The organism is Pseudoalteromonas xiamenensis (assembly GCF_017638925.1).
Taxonomy (GTDB): Bacteria; Pseudomonadota; Gammaproteobacteria; order Enterobacterales; family Alteromonadaceae; genus Pseudoalteromonas; species Pseudoalteromonas xiamenensis.
Map to the genome: position 1 here is coordinate 2515790 of NZ_CP072133.1, position 21773 is coordinate 2537562.

Annotated in this window: 15 protein-coding genes and 5 pseudogenes; 13 read left to right on the plus strand and 7 right to left on the minus strand. The window is 44.4% G+C overall.

The annotated features are described in order from the left end of the window. Positions 1 to 21: 21 nt before the first annotated feature. The gene (gene speE / locus J5O05_RS12180; protein WP_208842268.1) at positions 22 to 885 is read right to left on the minus strand and encodes a polyamine aminopropyltransferase; all 864 of its coding nucleotides are present in this window, start codon (positions 883 to 885) and stop codon (positions 22 to 24) included. Between the two features lie 239 nt (positions 886 to 1124). Here speE and J5O05_RS12185 point away from each other — a divergent pair. From J5O05_RS12185 to J5O05_RS12195, 3 genes and pseudogenes are all read left to right on the plus strand, one after another. Next, positions 1125 to 2019, plus strand: a pseudogene (locus J5O05_RS12185) (acyltransferase). 1 nt (position 2020) lies between these two features. Next, positions 2021 to 2941, plus strand: a complete 921-nt coding sequence (locus J5O05_RS12190; RefSeq protein ID WP_208842269.1) for an acetyltransferase — start codon at positions 2021 to 2023, stop codon at positions 2939 to 2941. Beyond that, positions 2938 to 4119, plus strand: coding sequence for a mechanosensitive ion channel family protein (locus tag J5O05_RS12195; RefSeq protein WP_208842270.1), 1182 nt, complete (start codon positions 2938 to 2940; stop codon positions 4117 to 4119). Before J5O05_RS12190 ends, J5O05_RS12195 begins: the two co-directional genes overlap by 4 nt. Positions 4120 to 4171: 52 nt before the next feature. Here J5O05_RS12195 and chrA read toward each other — a convergent pair. Beyond that, positions 4172 to 5300 (minus strand): annotated as a pseudogene (gene chrA, locus J5O05_RS22870) (chromate efflux transporter). 170 nt (positions 5301 to 5470) lie between these two features. On the opposite strand from chrA, the gene J5O05_RS22485 reads away from it, so the two are divergent. The 3 genes from J5O05_RS22485 (at position 5471) to J5O05_RS12210 (ending at position 6973) form a co-directional block, all read left to right on the plus strand. Further along, positions 5471 to 5767 (plus strand): transporter substrate-binding domain-containing protein, encoded by a 297-nt coding sequence (locus J5O05_RS22485; protein ID WP_280117645.1) that lies wholly within the window; start codon positions 5471 to 5473, stop codon positions 5765 to 5767. Further along, positions 5751 to 6245: a hypothetical protein gene (locus tag J5O05_RS22490; protein WP_280117646.1), complete on the plus strand. Its 495-nt coding sequence runs from the start codon at positions 5751 to 5753 to the stop codon at positions 6243 to 6245. The genes J5O05_RS22485 and J5O05_RS22490 overlap by 17 nt, the downstream gene beginning before the upstream one ends. 101 nt (positions 6246 to 6346) lie before the next feature. Continuing rightward, entirely contained in the window at positions 6347 to 6973 is a 627-nt protein-coding gene (locus J5O05_RS12210; protein ID WP_208842271.1) for a YiaD family glycine zipper/OmpA-like lipoprotein, read from the plus strand. Positions 6974 to 7029: 56 nt separating this feature from the next. On the opposite strand, the gene J5O05_RS12215 is transcribed toward J5O05_RS12210, so the two are convergent. Then, the gene (locus J5O05_RS12215; RefSeq protein WP_208842272.1) at positions 7030 to 7806 is read right to left on the minus strand and encodes a substrate-binding periplasmic protein; all 777 of its coding nucleotides are present in this window, start codon (positions 7804 to 7806) and stop codon (positions 7030 to 7032) included. A 107-nt stretch (positions 7807 to 7913) separates the two neighbouring features. Between J5O05_RS12215 and J5O05_RS12220 the strand changes: the two genes are divergently transcribed. The 7 genes and pseudogenes from J5O05_RS12220 (at position 7914) to J5O05_RS12250 (ending at position 18066) form a co-directional block, all read left to right on the plus strand. Beyond that, positions 7914 to 9338: a protein adenylyltransferase SelO family protein gene (locus J5O05_RS12220; RefSeq protein ID WP_244369594.1), complete on the plus strand. Its 1425-nt coding sequence runs from the start codon at positions 7914 to 7916 to the stop codon at positions 9336 to 9338. 11 nt (positions 9339 to 9349) lie between these two features. After that, positions 9350 to 11141: pseudogene (locus J5O05_RS12225) on the plus strand (ABC transporter ATP-binding protein). Positions 11142 to 11261: 120 nt separating this feature from the next. Continuing rightward, positions 11262 to 12299 (plus strand): OmpA family protein, encoded by a 1038-nt coding sequence (locus J5O05_RS12230; RefSeq protein ID WP_208842274.1) that lies wholly within the window; start codon positions 11262 to 11264, stop codon positions 12297 to 12299. 377 nt (positions 12300 to 12676) lie between these two features. After that, on the plus strand, positions 12677 to 13081 hold the full coding sequence (locus J5O05_RS12235; RefSeq protein ID WP_208842275.1) for a hypothetical protein: 405 nt from the start codon (positions 12677 to 12679) through the stop codon (positions 13079 to 13081). Between the two features lie 307 nt (positions 13082 to 13388). Then, positions 13389 to 15987, plus strand: a pseudogene (acnB, locus tag J5O05_RS12240) (bifunctional aconitate hydratase 2/2-methylisocitrate dehydratase). A gap of 198 nt (positions 15988 to 16185) precedes the next feature. Next, positions 16186 to 16818 (plus strand): 2OG-Fe dioxygenase family protein, encoded by a 633-nt coding sequence (locus J5O05_RS12245; RefSeq protein WP_208842276.1) that lies wholly within the window; start codon positions 16186 to 16188, stop codon positions 16816 to 16818. A gap of 9 nt (positions 16819 to 16827) precedes the next feature. Next, the gene (locus tag J5O05_RS12250) at positions 16828 to 18066 is read left to right on the plus strand and encodes a cysteine desulfurase-like protein (RefSeq protein ID WP_208842277.1); all 1239 of its coding nucleotides are present in this window, start codon (positions 16828 to 16830) and stop codon (positions 18064 to 18066) included. A gap of 93 nt (positions 18067 to 18159) precedes the next feature. On the opposite strand, the gene J5O05_RS12255 is transcribed toward J5O05_RS12250, so the two are convergent. The 4 genes and pseudogenes from J5O05_RS12255 to J5O05_RS12270 all read right to left on the minus strand — a co-directional run bounded on the left by J5O05_RS12255 (position 18160) and on the right by J5O05_RS12270 (position 21694). Further along, complete coding sequence (locus tag J5O05_RS12255) at positions 18160 to 18627, minus strand: cyclic nucleotide-binding domain-containing protein (protein ID WP_208842278.1); 468 nt, start codon at positions 18625 to 18627, stop codon at positions 18160 to 18162. 23 nt (positions 18628 to 18650) lie between these two features. Next, a pseudogene (gene glnG / locus J5O05_RS12260) lies at positions 18651 to 20049 on the minus strand (nitrogen regulation protein NR(I)). 14 nt (positions 20050 to 20063) lie between these two features. Next, positions 20064 to 21137: a nitrogen regulation protein NR(II) gene (gene glnL / locus J5O05_RS12265; protein WP_208842279.1), complete on the minus strand. Its 1074-nt coding sequence runs from the start codon at positions 21135 to 21137 to the stop codon at positions 20064 to 20066. Positions 21138 to 21172: 35 nt separating this feature from the next. Beyond that, positions 21173 to 21694, minus strand: a complete 522-nt coding sequence (locus J5O05_RS12270; protein WP_208842280.1) for a DUF4124 domain-containing protein — start codon at positions 21692 to 21694, stop codon at positions 21173 to 21175. Between the last annotated feature and the right edge of the window lie 79 nt (positions 21695 to 21773).

Sequence of the window (21773 nt, forward strand, 5' to 3'; positions counted from 1 at the left end):
GAATGAGTTGTTTAAGCGTGCTTATTTCTTCTCAAATGCACGTTTCATAAAGTTTGGTGTTGCAAGTGCACCTTTGTGAATACCCGAATTATAGTATTCGGTTTGGAACGTTGCAGCGTTGACTTCTGCTTCACGGAAGCCATTAAAGGCTTCGCCTTTGCGAGCCATTGTTGCAGACCACAGGCCACTTGGATAAATAGGTTGTGGGAAAGGCATCGTGATAAGATCAGCAAAACCAACCTCAAGCATTGCATCACGCATTTCACATAGAAGAGGCATGTGCATCAATGGCGATTCACTTTGCTGGATCATGATGCCACCAGGGCGAAGCGCAGCTAAACAGCTTTTGTAAAACGCGTGGTTAAACAAACCTTCACCTGGTCCTACCGGATCGGTACCATCGACAATCACCACATCGATTGATTCAGGCGCAGCTTCTTTCATGTACTTGATGCCATCATCAAACATCACTGTTGCGCGCGGATCGTTGTTCGACTCACACAACTCAGGAAAGTACTTGAGTGACATCTCAGTAACAACTTCATCGATGTCAATTTGCGTTACCGTTTCGACACCAGGGTGCTTCAGAACTTCACGTAATGTGCCACAGTCACCGCCGCCAATGATCACGACATTTTTAGGCGCTGGGTGCGAGAAAAGCGCAGGGTGACTCATCATTTCGTGATAGAAAAAGTTTTCGCGGGTACTGACCATCGTGCAACCATCGATAATCATTAAGTTGCCAAAGTCAGTTGTTTCAAACATTTCAACAAGTTGAAATGGAGATTGTTTCTCGTCTAATTTACGTTTAACACGCAGTGAAAATGCACTGCCATCTCTGTCACTGATTTCAGTAAACCAACGGTTTGCTTCTAAGTTTGCCATGTCGTCAATCACACTAAATAAAGAATAATGGGAAATTGTGCCAGCCAGAGGCGATGAGACTCAATCAATTTTAGCCAAGCAAGGGCAATTTGTCTCGGTGGACGCCAAAGCGCAAAGTGCTTAGACCTCGGATTTTAGGTTATATCCACAGATAGGTGACGTTTTCTTATTGAGTTTAATGATAATATAGTGAACGAAATGTGATTGGTCGCATCCGCTTGGTAAAAAAAGGAGAATCAATGTCGTTTATTCGCGCAGTGTTGGGATTGGTGTTGTATTTTGTGAATACCGTAGTTTGGTGTATTCCCATTTTCCTATGTGGCTTCTTAAAGCTCATTCCTATCAAACCATGGCAAACCATGGTGAGTGCGATAGCCAAGTCTTGCGCCAGCTTTTGGGTTGCGTGTAACAACCTTAATCAATCGCTTCTTATCCCGACTCAATTTAACGTAAGTACGGTGCCAGAACTCAAATACAAAGATTGGTATCTCGTTATTGCCAATCACCAAAGTTGGGTTGATATTCTCGTGTTGCAGCGAGTTTTGCATCGTCGTATTCCATTTCTTAATTTCTTTTTGAAAAAAGAGCTTATTTATGTGCCGTTGTTGGGTCTTGCTTGGTGGAGCTCTGGATTTTCCATTTATGGCTCGAAGCTCCAAAAGCCAAATAAAGAAAAACCCAAAACTAAAAGGCAAAGATTTAGAGACCACGAAAAAGGCATGCGAGAAATTTAAAACTATGCCGGTCAGCATCGTTAATTTTGTTGAAGGGACTCGCTATACGGAACAAAAACATGCGAGACAGAACAGCCCATTTCAGCATTTACTAAAACCCAAAGCAGGTGGGGTTGCCTTTGTGATGGAAGCGATGGGTGAACAAATTAAGAAGGTGGTGAATGTGACTATACACTATCCTAAAGGCCGTCCTACATTTATTGATTTTGTGTCAGGGCACGTACCTCAAATCGATGTTCAGTTAGAGGTCATGCCTGCTGGGGATAATTGGTGCGGTGATTATTCAAGCGACAATGAATTTAGGGTAAAGTTTCAGGCGGAACTCAACCGAGTTTGGCAACAAAAAGACCAACAATTGGTTGAGCTTCACAGCCGTTCTGAACATGTTGAGAGGGTGTAGAATGTTAAAACGAGTCTTACCTAATTGGTTTGTTGGTCTGATAGCTACGACCTTTTTATTGGCCAACACGCTTTTGTGGGGTCTGCTGATTTTATGTTTGGGCGTTATTAAACTTATCTTCCCAGCGCAACTAATCACGCTTTTGCTTAACTGGAGTTACCGTAATTGGTGTCGTGGTAACGCCATTTCCTTGCAGATAGGGTGTGAGCAAGTTCAGCTCAATGTGTCGGGAGAAATCTCGGATGAAGGTTGGTACTTACTTATTTCAAACCATTTAAGTTGGCTGGATATTGTTGTATTAAGTGCGCTTAACCGATTACCTGCACCAAAGTTTTTCTTAAAAGATGAGTTAAAATATGTGCCAATTATTGGCTCGGGTGCGTGGGCTTTAGGTATGCCTTTTATGAAACGAGCGACCAAAGCACAAATTGCCAAAAATCCCAAGTTAAAAGGGATGGACGTGGCGCGCACGAAAGCGAGTTGTCGAGCTTTTCGAGATTACCCCACGACGATTATTAATTTTGTCGAAGGCACACGTTTTACCAAGCAAAAGCAAGCAAAACAACAGAGCCCGTTTCGTCATTTATTGAAGCCGAAGGCCGGCGGTACTGCATTTGCTCTAGAGGTGCTTGCTGAGCAATTGGATGCGGTTCTAAACACCACGTTGGTTTATGACACACCTGATATTCATATTTGCCGAAGCTTTATGCAGGGTCGTTTAAAAGGGATATATGTGGATATTGAAGTGAATGCGATGAGTACTGTGCCTTTGGGGAATTATCAAGAAGACAAGACGTATCGCGTAGAATTCCAGCAATACGTGAATCGTCTTTGGCAGGGAAAGGACGATCGGATCGGCAGCTATGAACCAACATTACAATTCAAATCGATTACGCTCCATGAGGAAATCAATTCTTTATGATGTCTACTTCGTTGCAAGCCGCGCTTCAACCTTGGTTTGATAGTTTCCCTCAAGGAGAATTGATCAGCGCCTTAATTTCAAATGGTGTTGGTGTTGTACTGTTAATGGTGCTGTATGGGTTTACTCGACGCTTGATGCTGCCAAGTATCCAATCATTGATGACGCGGTTGTCTCCCTCTCGAATTGGGCATTTAAGCGGCCAGCTCAACAAAGCAAATCGTCGTCTTGCCATGCTAATTACCATCGTGGCGTTTTTGGCCAGTTTCGAGCAAATTCTCGTGTTGCCGGATTGGGGTATGGAACTATGCCGTACTGGTGGTCAGGTTTTTTTGGTCATCATGTCTGGTTTTTTAATGAGCAGTATCATCGGGCTGGCTCATGGGATATACAACCAGTTTAGTTTCGCCAAAGAAGTGCCAATCCAAGGGATAGTGCAAGTTGCAAAACTCGTTACGTTTATCGTTTGTTTGATATTGGTTGTCAGTATTATCTTAGACAAATCACCAACGTATATTCTGTCTGGATTTGGCGCTATTGCGGCGGTTACATTACTTGTCTTCAAAGACACCATTTTAGGGTTTGTGGCGAGTATTCAAATTGCGGCCAATCGACTCGTCACTATGGGTGATTGGATCCAAATGGACACGTACGGTGCAAATGGTGAAGTGATTGATTTGGGCCTAAATACCGTGCGAGTGCGCAACTGGGACAACACGGTTACGACAATTCCAACGTACGCTTTAATTGCTGGGTCATTCAAAAATTGGCGAGCCATGCAAGAATCGGCTGGGCGGCGAATTACGCGAGCACTCTATTTAGATCTTCACTCTGTGACTCAGTTAACAGGGGAGCAAACGACGGATCTAAAACAAGAGCCACTGCTTAAAGAAATGGAAGCGTCATTGTGGCAAGATGGTACCAACGTTGCCATCTTCCGTCGTTATGCCGAAGCCTATATCAATCAGCATCCAGACGTAAGCAAAGACTGCCTAGCTATGGTGCGTGAGCTGCAAACGTTAAATCATGGTTTGCCTATCGAGATTTACTGTTTTAGCCGTAACACATCTTGGGTTTTTTACGAGCATCTGCAGGCCGATCTTTATGATTACCTACTAGCACAACTCCCTCGATTTGGTTTACGTCCTTACCAAAGCATCACAGGGATTATGCAGCCTTAAACGCTAGGATGTTGAATTGTGTTTTTGATAAAATGTGGCCGAGGCCACATTTTTATTGCGCCGCTATCAGGCCAATGCCTGCAAACGCGATTAACAAAACCCAGATAGGCGGCTTAAACTTTGAAAGAGTGAAATACCCTAACACGATGACGGGCCACTGCCATACCTCATGGACGGCGCTTGGAATGATGGGGTTTAACCATGCCGCGAATAAAATACCAACAACGGCAGCGTTCAATGCTGCAATGATGTGTGCGAAACGCGGTAAGTTTTGCACTGTTTGCCAATGATTCAAAAATGCCCCGATTAATAGTAAGCCAGGTAAGAATATCGCCAAGGTGGCGATTAGCGCATTTAGAATATCTGGAGAACCATCCCAAAATGCACCTAGATAGCTTGCGATTGTAAACATAGGACCCGGCACGGCTTGTGCGGCTGCATAAGCCGTTAGGAATGTTTCATCGCTAATGTTTGGTAGGTTAGCTTGTAACAGCGGCAGTACGACGTGCCCGCCGCCAAATACTAAGCTTCCAGCTTGATAGAATGGCGCAAAAAGCGAGTCATTGAATACGCTCAGACACAGTACAAATCCAATGATGACCACAGAAAATGGCAGCCAAGCAAAGCGGTTTAATGATTTACTTGGCGCTTCTGGGATGGGGACTCAGCGGAGCAACACAACCAATTAAAAAAGCAAAACCGAGTACGAGTAATTGGGTGTTGAGGGTTGGGAGATAATAAAGGAAAACGGCAACCAAGGTGGCGATTACTTTTAACGGCGTTGTTTTACAAAAGCTCCTTGCCATACTGAAAACAGCATCAGCAACAATGACCACCGCAAAGAGTTTCAGCCCACTTATCGCGCCATCTAGACTGGATTGCAGGGTTGAAGCACCGAACGCCAGCATTAACATAATCAAAAAAGATGGCAGAGTGAAACCGACAAATGCGGCAAGCCCGCCTAACCAACCAGCTTTCTCAAGCCCAATCGCAAACCCAACTTGACTGGACCCTGGACCTGGAAGCACTTGCGACAAGGTGATCATATTTGCAAATCGTTCTGGTTTAATCCAGCCTAAATGCTCGACAAAATGACGTCGAAAATAGCCGATGTGCGCGATTGGCCCACCGAAACTTGTGCAACCTAATAAAAAAAACTGATAAAAAATATGTACTAACATTTTTGACTCAAACTTTTGGTTGACCGTTAAGTTTATGGCAATAGAATGTCCAAATTATGACTGGTAATCGCCAATAAAGTAAGAGCCGTCACGAGGCACGAAAATTCGCGTTTTCTACTGTCATACAACTACACTTATGCTAACCACCTTAAAGTGAGTACTGTGGTTCTATGCCAAGAATTGTGTTGCTAAGTTTATTGCTCTTCATCGCGCCAAGTTTTGCCAAATCAACGATTTTGGTCGGGGTTGATCACGCGCCACCGTACAGTCGTATCGATGATGATGGTAATATTCAGGGCCTAATTCTTGATATTCTCTATGCATTACCCCAATCGGCAGAATACGACATTCAACCGATCGCCTGTCCTTTTTCTCGTTGTGTAAGAATGTTGTCTCAAGGTGAGATTGACATTATGGGTGGAACTCATCAACACCAAAGAAAGACAAAAAATGATGTCATTCGTTGAACCTCCTTACATGGTTTTACAGTCCTCTTATGTTTTCTACAAGCGTGCTGATTCAGAACTTGTCGTCGAAAAATACGACGATTTGTATAACAAACGTATCGCGGTTATGCGCGGGGGGGTCTTCTTCCCTCGATTTGATGAGGACAGGGAGCTGAATAAAGTCTCGGTCAATACCGAGAAAGTCGCCATCGATCTGCTATTAAAGAACAGGGTCGATTTGGTCATTGCAGTTGAGGAAACCGCCGACCATTCCATGAGTATTTTGAATCAACCGAGCCATCAACTGAAAAAAGTGAACTTTCGTTATACGCAGAATATTTATGGCAATATGGCGATGAGCCTCAAGTTTGCTCATTCATATGCTGGACAGCATGTTCGAGATGGTATGATGTCTCTGGCGCTTTCAAATCAACTCTCACAGCTTGTTGCAACTTATCAGTTACCCGCGATCCCGCTTGAGATCATTCCTAAGATTTAGCGAAATTAGGGCAGTTCGTTCATTTCCTAAGATTGCTTTCATGTTTTATTCAGTTTTGTTTGCCAAAATAGAGCGATAGAAACCTTCATAAAGGATTGGTTATGAAAATGAAACCACTCATTATTTCCCTTGCTGCGGCAATTGCTCTGTCAGGTTGTCAAATGACAAATACGGGGCAAGGCGCGGCAATTGGTGCCGCAACTGGTGCTGTACTTGGTAAAGCGACAGGCAATCATAAAGATAAACGCATTTTCATTGGCGCGGCCATTGGAGCGATTGCGGGTGCGGCTATCGGTGACTATATGGATAAACAGGAAGCCGAATTTCGTCGAGAGCTGGAAGGTACGGGGGTTGACGTCGTCCGTGAAGGGAACAATATGACGTTGGTCATGCCATCCAATATTACGTTTGCATCAAACCAAGCGTCAATATCGCCTGAATTTTACAACACATTAAATGGTGTCGCGAAGGTGATGAATAAATACGACAAAACGTGGCTCACGATTATTGGACACACTGATTCAACCGGTGCGAGTGATTACAATCAACGTCTTTCTGAGCAACGAGCGATGAGCGTGCGCAATTATCTCGTCGCTAATCAAGTAGCTGCGGTACGTTTACAAACTCAAGGTATGGGCGAGTCACAACCTGTTGCGAGCAATCAAACGGAGCAGGGTAAAGCGATGAACCGTCGCGTGGAAATCCAAATCATCCCAAATCAAAAATAATTCCGAACAGTTAGGCGGCGCATTCGTCGCCGTCTAACACTTTAAACGCGTTTATCTTACAACACGCTCGCTTCTTGTTTTTGTGGCGGTGATGATGGGAGGGGAGGGCAGCGTTTTTGATACTCTTCCAAATACGCCGTGTTTTCAAACAACAGCTCCATTGCTCTATCGAATTTTTCAGCAATGTCTTTATTTTTATGGTTAAACAACATGTATCCAGACATCGTGAAGGCTGGTGTTGTGTGGGCGACGACTTGGTTGCGCTCTTCATCCGATAGTGTTTGTAAGTAGGCGTCCGCTGTGTGGGTATTCAAAATAGCCACGTCGCCGCGTTTGGCAAGCACGAGAGGTAAGTTTTGTGTTGTATAGGTTGTTTCAATCACGCTAATTTTCTTTTGAGCTATGATTTCTAGAAGATTTTTTGGATACGTTAACCCCTTCGTTAACACCAAGATTTTCCCTTCCAAATCACTGAAGTTTTTTGCCGTCATCGGGTTGTCTTTAAGGTGGTAAAACAAATTGACTTCATACGTAATGGGGTACTTTGAATAGAGGTACGTGTTCGCTCGCTCTTCGCTGAAATACCAGTAGGCAGTTCCCGCATAACGTGGCTTTTGACCTTCGATATAAGCGCGTTGCCATGGCATGAATTCAAAACGTACATCAATGTTTTCCAATTTCAACGCATCACGTAGTAGTTTGGCGACACAGCCTTTATCTGGGTCGTTTTCATCCATAAATGGCGGCCAATGACCCGTTGCGATGTTCACATGTTGGGCAAAGCTTGCGATACTAAATAAAGAACACAGCAAAGCAAAAAATGAACGGACCATGTTATCGCATCAATTTAAAAGGCATGCTTTTGAATATAGTGCAATATCGTCCCTTTTTGTGAAAATTTAATCGGTCGACTCAATTTCGCCCAACGATGAGGCTTAGCGTGGATTTCCAACCCTTCAGATATACTGTTTTAGGCGATGAGTTCGCCGTGCCAACGTCGCGTTACGCATTCACACAAAGTACTATGTTGCTTTGGAATGACCGCGTAGCAAATCATTATCGATGGCCGTTAGATTTGCCGTCTTCATTGGCGTTATTCTCAGGACAAAACCAGTCATCGAGCGGGCCTTCTGTCTCCCTCGCTTATTGTGGGCATCAATTTGGCCACTTTAACCCGTCACTTGGTGATGGTCGTGCCCATTTAGTTGCTCAATTAGCGACTGTTGATGGTGGAGTGGATGTGCAAACCAAGGGAAGTGGGCCAAGCCGATTTTCTCGTGGAGGTGATGGATTAAGTGCGATGGGTCCCGCCATTCGAGAATTTATCATGAGTGATGCGATGTGGCATTTAGGTGTGCCAACCACACATTGCTTGGGCGTTTTAGACACTCATCATGAGGTGTATCGCCAACAGCGAGAAGCCGGCGGCCTTAGTGTGCGGATTGCGGATAGCCACATTCGAATAGGGAGTTTTCAATATGTCGCAATGCAGCACGATATTGAAAAACTAAACACCTTAATGGAGTTGGCAATTTCGAGGCATTATGGCGACATCAAATCAACCGGTGAAGCCCGTGTGATTGAATTTTTAGTTGCGGTTTGTCAACAGCAAGCTCGGTTAATCCTGCAATGGTTGCGTATCGGTTTCGTGCATGGTGTGATGAATACGGATAATGCACTCGTGAGTGGTCAAACAATCGATTATGGCCCATGTGCCATGATGGAAAATTACAGCCTAGATACCGTATTTAGCTCAATTGATAAGCAAGGGCGTTACGCCTTTGGTCAGCAAGCAAACATTGCCAATTGGAATTGTGCTCGACTCGCTGAATCGTTAATACCGCTTTTTGCGGATGAGCAAGTTGCGGTGAGCAAGCTATCGGAGGCGCTTTCTGCATTTGCTGTTGTCTTTAATGAGGGCTACGATCAACTTTGGTTCGACAAACTGGGTTTGAATAACACGAAGGTTGAACATCAAACGTTGGTGGAAGAATTTAAAGCGCTACTAACAAAAACGAAAGCCGATTACACCAACACCTTTGCAGCGCTAACAATGAGTTTGACGAAGGGGACGTTTACGCCTTATGAATTGCCCGAACTTTTGAGTGACTGGCAGGCGAAATGGGCACGTTGTGTAGATAAAGCGTATGCGTTGCCATTGATGCTGCAAATGAATCCTGCGTTGATCCCTCGCAATCACTTGGTGGAGCATGCAATTTCAACAACCAAACAAGGTGATAAAACGTTTGTCACGGATTGGATGGTCGCGCTTTCCACTCCTTATGATTACGACAATGTTCCCGAGCAATATGTTCAACCAGCGCCAGACGGTGGTGTTGGCTATCGTACTTTCTGTGGCACTTAGGCGAGCTTGATATGAAACCCACTAATGTGCCTTCTCTTTCTTTTAAGGCCTTGTTTAAACAAGTATTAGAACATAAAAAAACACTCATCTTGGCGCACGTTATTGCTATTTTCGCGACGCTTGTGAGTGTGCCAATTCCAATGATGATGCCGCTGTTGGTTGATGAGGTGTTGTTAAACAAGCCAGGCACAGCAATTGATTGGTTAAATAAGCTTCTTCCTGAGCAATGGCATGGACCAATCGGATATGTGCTATGTATTTTATTCTCCGTGATGTTCATGCGGCTGTGTGCCTTGGGTTTAGGTGTTTGGCAATCGAGACAGTTCACCATCATTGGTAAAGACATTAGTTTGTCTATTCGTGTGAGATTGCTCAAGCACTTGCCATTGGTGAATCTAAAAACGTTTGAGACCGAAGGTGGTGCGGCTATCAGTTCTCGCTGTATCACGGATGTCGAAACAATTGATAAGTTTATTAGTCAAACGCTGTCGCGATTTCTGTTAGGTATTTTAACGGTCGTTGGCACGGCGGCGGTGTTGCTTTGGATACATCCTGTACTTGGTGCCATTATTCTGTTTTTAAACCCTGCGGTAATTTTCTTTTCTCGTCGTTTTGGTAAACACGTAAAAACTCTCAAACGAGATGAGAATGCTGCCTTCGAAGCATTTCAGACTGCTTTAGTTGAAACGCTGGATGCTATTACGCAATTAAAAGCCTGTCGCAGAGAACAAAACTACTTCTCCCAAGTCAGAGACGCAGCCGGTGCATTTGAAAACCCAGTCGGTCAACGCTCAATGGAAAACAGACGCTGTAAACCGATTGAGTTTTACAGTGTTTTTACTTGGGTTTGAAGTGTTTCGAGCGGTTGCCATGCTAATGGTGGTGTTTTCAGACCTTTCAATCGGACAGATGTTTGCCGTTTTTGGTTACTTGTGGTTTATGATGGGGCCAGTCCAAGAGTTACTCGGTATTCAGTACGCCTATTATAGCGCAAGTGCAGCACTTAAAAGACTGAACGATGTTTTTGCCTATGAGACCGAATCACAATTCGAATCAAGCGTCGATCCGTTTAAATCAGCTCAAAATATTGAGATCCGATTTGAGCATGTCAATTTTGCTTATAAGCCGGAGCAACCCATTTTACAAGATGTGTCTTTAACTATTCCTCGAGGAAAAAAAGCGGCTGTAGTTGCTGTTTCAGGTGGTGGTAAATCGACACTCGTGCAGTTGTTACTCGGTCTCTATGAGAAACAATCTGGAGCTATTTTTATCAATGATACGGCCGTTGAATCGGTCGGGTATGACTTAATCCGTGAGCATGTTGCTACTGTGCTGCAACAACCTATCTTATTCAACGCATCTATTCGTGACAATTTGTCGATGGGTAAAGCGTTTACCGAAGAACAATTTTGGCAAGCATTGGAAATTGCTGAGTTAAAAACGACGGTTGAATCGATAGAAGGCCAATTAGACGTTTTGGTTGGGCGCAATGGTGTGCGCTTATCTGGTGGTCAGCGGCAGCGGCTCGCCATAGCGCGAATGGTGTTGGCTGATCCCAAAGTGGTGATACTCGATGAGGCTACGTCCGCACTTGATGTTGAAACGGAAGCCAAAATTCATCGCAACTTAGCTCATTTTCTGCAAGGTCGTACAACCTTAATCATTGCGCATCGTTTAAGTGCGATTCGTCAAGCGGATGTCATTTATGTACTAGATGATGGTCTGGTAAGTCAGGCTGGAGATCATATTTCTTTATTAGAAGAGAAGGGTTTATATCAAACTTTGTTTGGACATCAGCTATAATGATCTAAATTTACTTAATAATTTTTGAGCACGTTAAGTATTAATTAATAAATTGACTACTATGATTGTGGTCATCAATAGGTGCGAATACGTTCGCCAAGCGTAAAGACGGGAAGAAACATGAAATTAAAAGCATTGAGCATCGCGCTACTAGTTGCTGCAGGAGCGGCACACGCACAGGACGACGAAGGCGTATTTTTAGGCGTTTTCGGTGATTACTACAAATCAGAATGGCAAAACATTCGCGATGCAGCTAGTGTAAATGTCGACAAATCAACATCTTGGGGTGTTGAATTAGGTTATAAATTCGATAAGTACTGGGCTGCACGTTTAGAATACGCGGATATGGATTTTGACCTATCTGGCGCGCGTACAGACAGTCTATCTGGTAGCCGTTTTGGTATTGACGGTTTATACCACATCAACGGTGGCCCACTTTACGGTATCTTCGGTATTAAATCGATCGATGCATTTGAAAGCATGACATTTGCGAACTTAGGTGCGGGTTATCAGCTACTGAATAAAGACAACTGGTCTGTAAACCTTGAAGCGCTTGCTTACCAAGGTATCGACCGTGGTTATTCAGATTACAATGCAAAACTTGGTGTGAGCTACCTATTTGGTTCATCGTCAAGCGCAGAGAAAGTTGAAGCAGCGCCAGCGCCTGCAGCACCAGTTGCAGCGCCAGCAGATGCGGATCAAGACGGTGTAATGGATGCCGACGACCAATGCGCAAATACTCCGATGACGGACGCGGTTGATAGCAAGGGCTGTACGTTATACCGTGACGAGCAAGTTTCTGTGAATTTATTGGTACGTTTCCCTCACGATGCGTCAAAAGTAACGGAACAGTATTTTTCTGACATTAAAGCTGTAGCAGAATTTATGGCAGAACACAGCGATGCGACTGTTGTGCTTGAAGGTCACGCTTCAGCGGTCGGTGCTGCTCAGTACAACCAGTGGTTGTCTAAAAAGCGTGCAGATGCCGTAGCAAAACAACTTGTTAAACTAGGTGTTGCTGAGTCTCGTATCAGTACAGTAGGTTACGGTGAAGAGCGTTTGAAAAACACAGCGAATACGCGTGCAGCGCATGCTGAAAACCGCCGTGTAGAAGCGCAAGTTACATCAACAGAAAAAGTGAAAGTACAACGTAAATAAGCGTTAGTATCAATTAACGTTTAGTGTACAAAAAAGGTTTCCAGAAATGCCATTAGTCGCGGTTTTGGAAGCCTTTTCTATTTCTGTGGGCGGAGGTCTTGATAGGAAGCTTTTTCACATTATCCGCAGATATACACTTTAACTCTGCTGATGTTTATGTTCCGCAAATTGATTGTGCTTACGACCCCTCAAATTTTTCCTTCTCAGTTACACACGTTTTTAGCTAATTCTTGTCATGAAGTTTTGTTCTACCCCAGACCCTATAATTTGGAGATGGTGGTTTTTAAAGCACAAATCAGTTAAATTTTTGCACTGCTGATGTTGACTTGTAGTTCTTAAATAAAAACCCGTTTCATCGCCGCGCAAGGAGCATAAGAGTGAATCGTATCCAACCTGTACCACGAGTTTTACGAATGAAAAAAGGGCTGTTAGTTTCAACATTTCTGGTCATTTTATTGGGTGCTTTATTCGCGATACTCATCAATTTAGTGGAGCGTGCGCAGTTGGGTTTTGCTGAGCAGCGCGTTGGGTTTGTCAAAATGTTAGACTCTGCAGAAGTAAGGCATCCAGGAATACTAATAGCTTTATATACAGGACTTGTTGCTGACTATTGCTATTTAAGTGCAAACAAAGACAGTTTGCTATTCAAGTACACCTTGAAAACACAAATTGAAAAGACGCTCGCTACCATAACGCTGTTAAACGATACCGTGCTGAGAGAGCAAGCTACTTCGCTGGCTTTAAATTGTCCTTACACTCAGTCGGGGGCTGTCACGAAATAAAGGAATTTAAGAAGGGTATTTGTAGCGTGTCTATCTTTGTCCAGACGTCCCATGGAATTACAAAATGCCATCGACAGCAGCACTCAACGCACGCTAAACATAAAGGAAATAGGTATTATTCACATTAACGGTGGAAAATTATTTAACTATTCATCAAATTTATAGTCACTATAAGGTTTACTCGCCGTTGTGTCATTTTCATCTATACTTAAAGGCCTTATAATCTATAGCGATATATTCTAGGTGTAGGGATACCGAGTTACACATCGCGCTTTCCTGCACTTCACGTCACCAAGAGGGCAATATTGTGCTTCAAGAATACCGTAAACACGTTGAAGAGCGTGCAGCTCAAGGCATCGTGCCTAAGCCTCTAGACGCTCAACAAACAGCAGATTTAGTTGAATTATTAAAAAATCCACCAACAGGTGAAGAAGAGTTCATCCTTGATCTTCTTGTAAATCGCGTACCACCAGGTGTAGATGACGCTGCTTACATCAAAGCAGGTTTCTTAGCTGCAGTGGCAAAAGGCGAAGCGAGTCTCTCCACTTATCTCTAAAGAGTACGCAGCAGAATTGCTAGGCACTATGCTTGGCGGTTACAACATTGCGCCTATGATCGACTTACTTGACGACGAAGCGCTTGCGCCTGTTGTTGCAAAAGGTCTGTCACATACATTACTTATGTTTGATGCGTTCTACGACGTAGAAGAAAAAGCAAAAGCGGGTAATGCAAATGCGCAAAAAGTGGTTGAATCGTGGGCAAACGCAGATTGGTTCTTAGAAAGACCAAACGTTGCTGAAAAAATCTCGGTTACTGTATTCAAAGTAACTGGCGAGACAAACACAGACGACCTTTCACCAGCACCAGATGCATGGTCACGTCCTGATATTCCACTACACGCACTTGCTATGCTTAAAAACGAGCGTGATGGTATCGTGCCAGAGAAAGCAGGCGAAATCGGTCCTATTTCTCAACTAGAAGAATTAAAAGCGAAAGGTTTACCACTTGCGTACGTAGGTGACGTTGTTGGTACGGGTTCTTCTCGTAAATCAGCAACTAACTCGGTACTTTGGTTCATGGGTGATGACATCCCATTCGTACCAAACAAGCGCGTTGGTGGTGTGTGTCTTGGTGGCAAAATTGCTCCGATTTTCTTCAACACAATGGAAGACTCAGGCGCACTACCAATCGAGTTACCAGTTGACGACCTAAACATGGGCGACCAAATCGACATCTACCCATTTGAAGGTGTGGTTAAGCGTCACGGTACTGACGAAGTTATTACGACGTTCTCATTAAAATCAGACGTAATTCTTGATGAAGTACGTGCTGGTGGTCGTATTCCACTGATCATCGGTCGTGGTTTAACTGACAAAGCGCGTGCATCACTAGGTCTACCTGCTGAAACGATTTTCCGTAAGCCATCAGCTCCGGTTGATTCTGGCAAAGGCTTTACGCTTGCACAGAAGATGGTTGGCCGTGCATGTAACGTAGCGGGTGTTCGCCCAGGCCAATACTGCGAACCAAAAATGACGACGGTAGGTTCACAAGATACGACGGGTCCTATGACGCGTGACGAGCTTAAAGATCTAGCGTGTTTAGGTTTCTCCGCAGACCTAACAATGCAGTCTTTCTGCCACACGTCAGCGTATCCAAAACCAATCGACGTTGAAACGCACCACACTCTGCCTGATTTCATCATGAACCGTGGCGGTGTATCACTTCGTCCAGGTGACGGTGTTATCCACTCATGGCTAAACCGTATGTTGCTTCCAGATACAGTAGGTACTGGTGGTGACTCGCATACCCGTTTCCCACTTGGTATTTCATTCCCAGCGGGTTCTGGTGCAGTAGCATTCGCAGCAGCAACGGGTGTTATGCCACTAGATATGCCTGAGTCAATTCTTGTTCGCTTCAAAGGTGAAATGCAACCAGGTATCACACTACGTGACCTAGTACACGCTATCCCTTACTACGCAATCAAACAAGGTCTATTGACGGTTGAGAAGAAAGGTAAAGTAAACGAATTCTCTGGTCGTATCCTTGAAATCGAAGGTGTTGAGCACCTAACGGTTGAGCAAGCGTTCGAACTATCTGACGCTTCAGCAGAGCGTTCAGCAGCAGGCTGTACAGTTAAGCTTTCTCGTGAGTCAATCGCAGAATACTTAAACTCTAACATCGTTATGCTTAAGTGGATGATCTCTGAAGGTTACGGTGATGTACGTACTATCGAGCGTCGTATCGGTAAGATGCAAGAGTGGTTAGCAAATCCTGAGTTGATGGAAGCGGATGCGGATGCAGAATACGCGCACATCATCGACATCGATCTTGCAGAAATCACAGAGCCAGTACTTTGTGCACCAAACGATCCAGACGACGCACGTCTTCTTTCTGACGTTCAAGGCGAGAAAATCGATGAAGTATTTATCGGTTCTTGTATGACGAACATCGGTCACTTCCGTGCAGCTGGTAAGTTGTTAAACAACTTCAAAGGTCAGCTTCCTACGCGTATGTGGATTGCACCTCCAACGAAGATGGACCGCGACCAGTTAACGGACGAAGGTTACTACGGTATTTACGGCCGCGTTGGTGCACGTATCGAAACACCAGGATGTTCACTGTGTATGGGTAACCAAGCACGCGTAGCAGACAAAGCGACAGTGGTTTCTACATCAACACGTAACTTCCCGAACCGTTTAGGTACAGGTGCGAACGTGTTCCTAGCGTCTGCTGAACTTGCAGCGGTAGCAGCTATCATTGGTAAACTACCTACACCTGCTGAGTACCAAGAGTACGCAGAGAAGATCAATGCAACGGCATCTGATACATACCGTTACTTGAACTTCCATAAGATGCCACAGTACACGAAAAAAGCGGATACTGTGATCATCCAACAAGCGGTTTAAATGTACCAATAGTTGAAAAAGGCCAGTCTTAAGCTGGCCTTTTTTTATTCTAAAAAATCAAATAGAAAATGCATTTTATTTTTATTTATTGATTTATTCATTCCTAACTTTCCTATTTTAAAGTTAAAACAAACCAAAAATTTCCATCTTAATAGCATATGATCCGCATCAGTTTATCATCAATAGGCGAAGTAGCTGATGACTACCAACAACAACCAGAATTTATTGCAATTGCGTTTTATCGGACAATCACACGTTGATGAAGTGAAACCTTCATTCAATGCCTTGCCTGATAATCCTTATGCCGATGGCGCGTTTCGTAAACGCCGTTATTCCGTTATCAAATTGATTGATGGGGCGATTAAACTTCAACCTACTAAAGCGTTTGTTCAAGATGATTCAATTAATACCTTCCAAGGTAATGTTGAACGAGTGTATGAGAACTTAGAACAAAGTTTGCTTGAAACAGAAGGCTTTAAACACCTCATTTCTCAGTTCCAAGAAATGACCGGCATAGATAAAGAGTCGGACATTGAAGTACACCAATTTAGAATGCTAGCGATCGAAAGTGATACGCCTCCCGCGCCTGAAGGGATCCACCAAGATGGATTTGACCATGTTTGTGTGTGTGGCGTGTCTCATGAAAATATTCAAGGCGGCGAATTACTTGTCTATGAAACGAAAGATGCAGATCCATGTTTCAAGATGGAGATCAAAGATGGTTTGTTTGCACTCGTCAACGACCGCCAAGTTTGGCACAACGCAACACCAATGAATAAAATCAAGGCCGATGAAATCGGATACCTAGACTGTTTTGTGTTTACGGCATAAGTGAGCATCATGGAACTACAATCAATTCGTCGTCAATTTCCTGCGTTAATGCAATCAATTAATGGCACTGCACCGATTTTCTTGGATGGCCCAGGCGGCTCGCAAGTCCCTCAGTCGGTATTAAGCGCTATGTCCGCTTACCTTGGTTACTTTAATTCAAACCTCGGAGGGGCGTTTTTCTCAAGTCACAAAACCGTGTCGTTGATGGATGACGCGCGTCAAGCGGTTGCAGATTTACTCAATGCACCGAGCAAATCGCAAATCGTGTTTGGGGCGAACATGACGAGCCTCACGTTTAGCTTTAGCCGTGCGATTTCGCGTGAGTGGCAAGCAGGTGACGAAGTGATTGTCACCAATGCAGATCACTATTCGAACGTGTCTTCTTGGCGTCAAGCCGCTGAAGACAAAGGTGCAAAAGTACACGCTGTGCGTATTAACGAAGCTGATTGCACCTTAGATCTAGAGCATTACGCGAGCCTGCTAAGCACGAATACCAAGCTGGTTGCGGTGACATATGCGTCAAACACGACGGACTCAATCAACGACATTAAACGCATCGTAGAGATGGCGCACCAAGTTGGTGCGTTGGTATACGTGGATGCCGTTCACTACGCGCCGCATGAGCTGATTGACGTGCAGGCGCTCAACTGCGATTTCTTAGCGTGCTCAGCGTATAAGTTCTTTGGCCCGCATGTTGGTATTGTGTACGGTAAGCGTGAACATTTAGAAGGGTTCACACCATATAAAGTGGAACCAGCGAAAGACGTTATTCCTGGCCGTTGGGAAACCGGTACGCAGAGCTTTGAAGGCCTAGCTGGTGTGATTGCCGCGATTGACTATATTGCAAGCCTAAGTGAACTGCCTAAGACTGCGACTCGCCGTGAGCGCTTGGCGAATGCATTTGCTAAAACCAAAGCGCATGAAATGGCATTGAGTGATTATGTCATTAGGCGTCTTGCTGATTTTCCGATGATCACGTTGTACGGTATTAATGACCTAACTCGACTCGCAGAGCGTACACCAACATTTGCGTTAACGTTCGATGGAATTGAACCGCGAAAAGTCTCGGAGTTTTTGGGTGAACACCACATCTGCGTTTGGGATGGTAACTTCTATGCGCAAGGTTTATGTGAACAACTTGGCGTGATGGACAAAGGTGGTGTGGTGCGTATTGGTTGTATGCACTACAACACGATTGAAGAGTTAGAGTTACTCTTCGCTAAGCTAGAAGCATGGCTCCTCAAATAATTTGCTAGGCGACTAACTCTCTGTTAGTCGCTTTTTTCAATGATGGTGAATGTAACATAGTCTCTATTACGTTATTTAATCACCTTCCTCAATTCAATGCGATTTATCTTCTTGTTCTATATGAGCATTGAGTTTGGCTATTCGCAAACTCATACCAATAATTAATTGGTCTTTGATTTTTTCACGTACGACGTTGGGTAGGCGAGTTAATGCTTCTGCTGTAATCGCAAGGACGATAGTATCGACGAGGGCAATAGCATTGGTTGAACGCTCTCTATGACTAATAAACGCACCTTCGCCAACAAATTCACCCGGTTTTATGCGACCTAATTCATCATGTTCAGATTTGCTGTAAATACTCAGCTCACCACTCAATACGATGTAAAGTTTGTCGTCTCGTTCAAAACGCTTAAAAGCGTGACGGTGAGCATTGATGAGGTACAGGCAGCCAAACGATTCTAGTAAAACCTGTCGTTCGGCCACCGTAAACTCTTTAAAAAACTCGAGCCGATTTACAATCTCGAGCTGTTTAATGAGTGGAATGTGTTCAAGTAAGCGCATATCACCAAAAAGCTAAACTGCAATTAATCGTGAATATTGCGCTCTTTCAGCTTTCGGGTCAACGTATTGCGACCCCAGCCGATTTTTAAGGCGGCTTCTTGCTTATGCCCCCCGCAGGCTTGAAGTGCCGTTTTGATAAGGCGAGTTTCAAGTTCATCTTGAATGGCTGGCCAAATATGATCTTTGCCTTGCTTTAATTCAGCGGTTAACCAATGTTGGAATCCATCGAGCCAATCTCCTTGAATTTCGCTTTCTTCAATTTCACTCGACAGTAATTCTTCTGGTAAGTCTGGTGGGCTTCACTAATTCGCCAGGCGCCATCACAGTAAGCCAACGGCAGGTATTTTCGAGCTGTCTGACGTTACCAGGCCAATGATACGCTTGCAGTACTTTAAGCGCCTCTTTGTTCAGTACTTTCGTTTCAACTTGCAGCTCTTTGGCACTGGTGGCTAGAAAGTGCGCCGCTAATTTTGGAATATCCTCGGTGCGTTCACGTAATGGTGGTAAACGCAAACGCACGACATTGAGACGGTGAAATAAATCTTCACGAAACTGACCTTTTTTAACGCGGTCTTCAAGATTTTGGTGCGTCGCCGCGATAATTCGAACGTTGACGCGAACACTGTTGTGACCACCTACACGATAAAATTCACCATCAGCGAGTACGCGAAGTAAACGAGTTTGAACATCAAGTGGCATATCGCCGATTTCGTCGAGGAACAGCGTGCCACCATCGGCTTGCTCAAAACGGCCTCGACGCATCGTATCCGCACCAGTAAAGGCGCCTTTTTCATGACCGAAAAGCTCAGACTCCACAAGATCCTTTGGAATAGCAGCCATATTGAGCGCGATAAATGGATTTTCTTTTCGCGGACTGTGGTTATGAAGGGCACTGGCCACTAACTCTTTACCAGTACCTGATTCGCCATTTATAAGTACGCTCATGCTCGAAGCCGACAGTTTACCTATTGCACGGAAAACCTCTTGCATCGCAGGTGCTTCGCCAATGATTTCTGAGCGTGACTGCGGTTCTACTTTGCGTTTCGTTTTTTTACTTTCATTTGACGCACGATAGGCTCGCTCGACAAGGCTTACTGCCTCCTCTAGATCAAAGGGTTTTGCTAAGTATTCAAAGGCCCCTTTTTGAAAGGCATTGACGGCGGAATCAAGGTCCGAGTGAGCCGTAATAATGATCACGGGTAGTTGAGGATAATCAGAGTGAATGCTTTCAAGGAGCGCCATCCCATCGATACCAGGCATACGTACATCAGAAACGAGAACGGCTGGCTGACCATAGGTTAGCGCCGTTAAGACGTCCTGCGCGTTGGCAAAGGTTTCGGTTTCAAATCCTGCGCGCGTTAGCGCCTTATCAAGGACAAAGCGAATGGAGGCATCATCGTCTACAAGCCACACTGATTTCATCGTTTGCTCCTGCCTTACTGGTTGTCAAATGGCAAATAAATATTAAATTCGGTGTATCCAGGCCAACTATCGCAATCAATCATGCCATTGTGTTGTTCAATGAGTGTTTGAGCAATCGATAAGCCAAGTCCGGATCCCCCATCTTTGTTGGTGATCATGGGATAAAATAGCGTTTCTTTTAATTCTTGCGCTATCCCTGGACCATTATCAGTAATTCGGATCAGAAGCGCTTTTTTCATCATCCGATCGCCTCGTCTCAAGCGATGTTTGATACGCGTTTTGATTGTAATCGTCGCGTCTTCTGTGTCGTGGAGTGCCTGTTGCGCGTTTCTCATGATGTTGAGTAACACTTGCTGAATCTTAGCTGCATCAATCACGATATCAGGAATGCTCGGATCATAATCTTTTACCACTTTGATAGGGGTCGCATTATCAAAAGCACTTAATTTAATAACCGACTCCAAAGTTTGGTGAATGTTGCACGGTGCAGTTTTTGGGCGTTGATTTGGCCCAAGTAATCTATCTACCAATTCACTTAAACGGTCGGCTTGTTCAATGATAAGTGCAGCGCATTCTTCTCGTTCTTGCTGATCAACCTCGTACTGCAATAATTGCGCCGCTCCGCGGATCCCACCTAAAGGATTTTTAATTTCATGCGCGAGACCTCTGATCAGATTACGAGCAGCTTGATATTGATGATGTTGTTGGGAGGCCTGATCGTAGCGAATTTCATCATCAGTTCGGCGGCATTCCAATAAAATATACCGTTGTGAGTCGAGCGCAACTCGGCTTGCGTAAACCGCCAAAGTTGCGTGTCGAGAATCGACGAACACCACGTCAACTCTATGCTGCTGACAATCTACCCCATCATCAAGGGCATAATGAGCTATACGTTCCAAATCTAAATTGTGGTGATGAAAAAGCGAAGGGATGGGCTGGTTGATAAGGCGTTTTAGGCCTAGGCCAAATAGCTCGCTCGCACTGTTATTTGCTTCGACGATTTGCATCTCTTTATCAAGTAATAACACCGCGGTAGAGAGATTTTGCCATATCGATTGGAGCTTAGAAGGAGAGGTGTGATCAATCATGGGTCATCCATGCACCAATGTGGTGCAGTATTATTTTAGGATTTTTTAATGCTGGTTGCACGATGTAAAAAGAACACTGATGGCTTGCTGACTGCTATCATCTTGCCTGTTTCGTCGTAAAGTTTGATTTGCAAAGAATGCTCACCACGAGGAATGTCACGCAAGGCAAACGCGGCGCTGTTTTGTTTTTCGGATGCGGCTTGCCCATTTAGAAACAGTTGTACCTGCATGTTTGGCATAAAACGAGGTTCAATCCTTCCTGTGACGTACAACGAACCGGTGTTTTCACGGATCGTCTGTTCGTTCGTGGGTGAGGTAATAGCAACACTGTAATTTATCGCTTTTGGAGGTTCGACAACGTCAAGAACACTGATGTCTTCTTGCGGCATGTTCAGCGAATTATGCTGAAGGCGAATTTCTTCAGCGCCTTTTCGTGGCACATCAGAAAACACCCAATTCCCATTCTCATCTTTCCAGCGATAAATTTTTTTCGAAGTTGCTGCCAGTGCTGCGCTTGAAGCACACAATAACAGCACTAAAAACCATCGTAAGTCCATAATATCCCTAGATTAACATTGCATCGTTAACTGTAGTCTAGAACGACTCAAATTACCATAAAAAAGCCCGCAAAAAGCG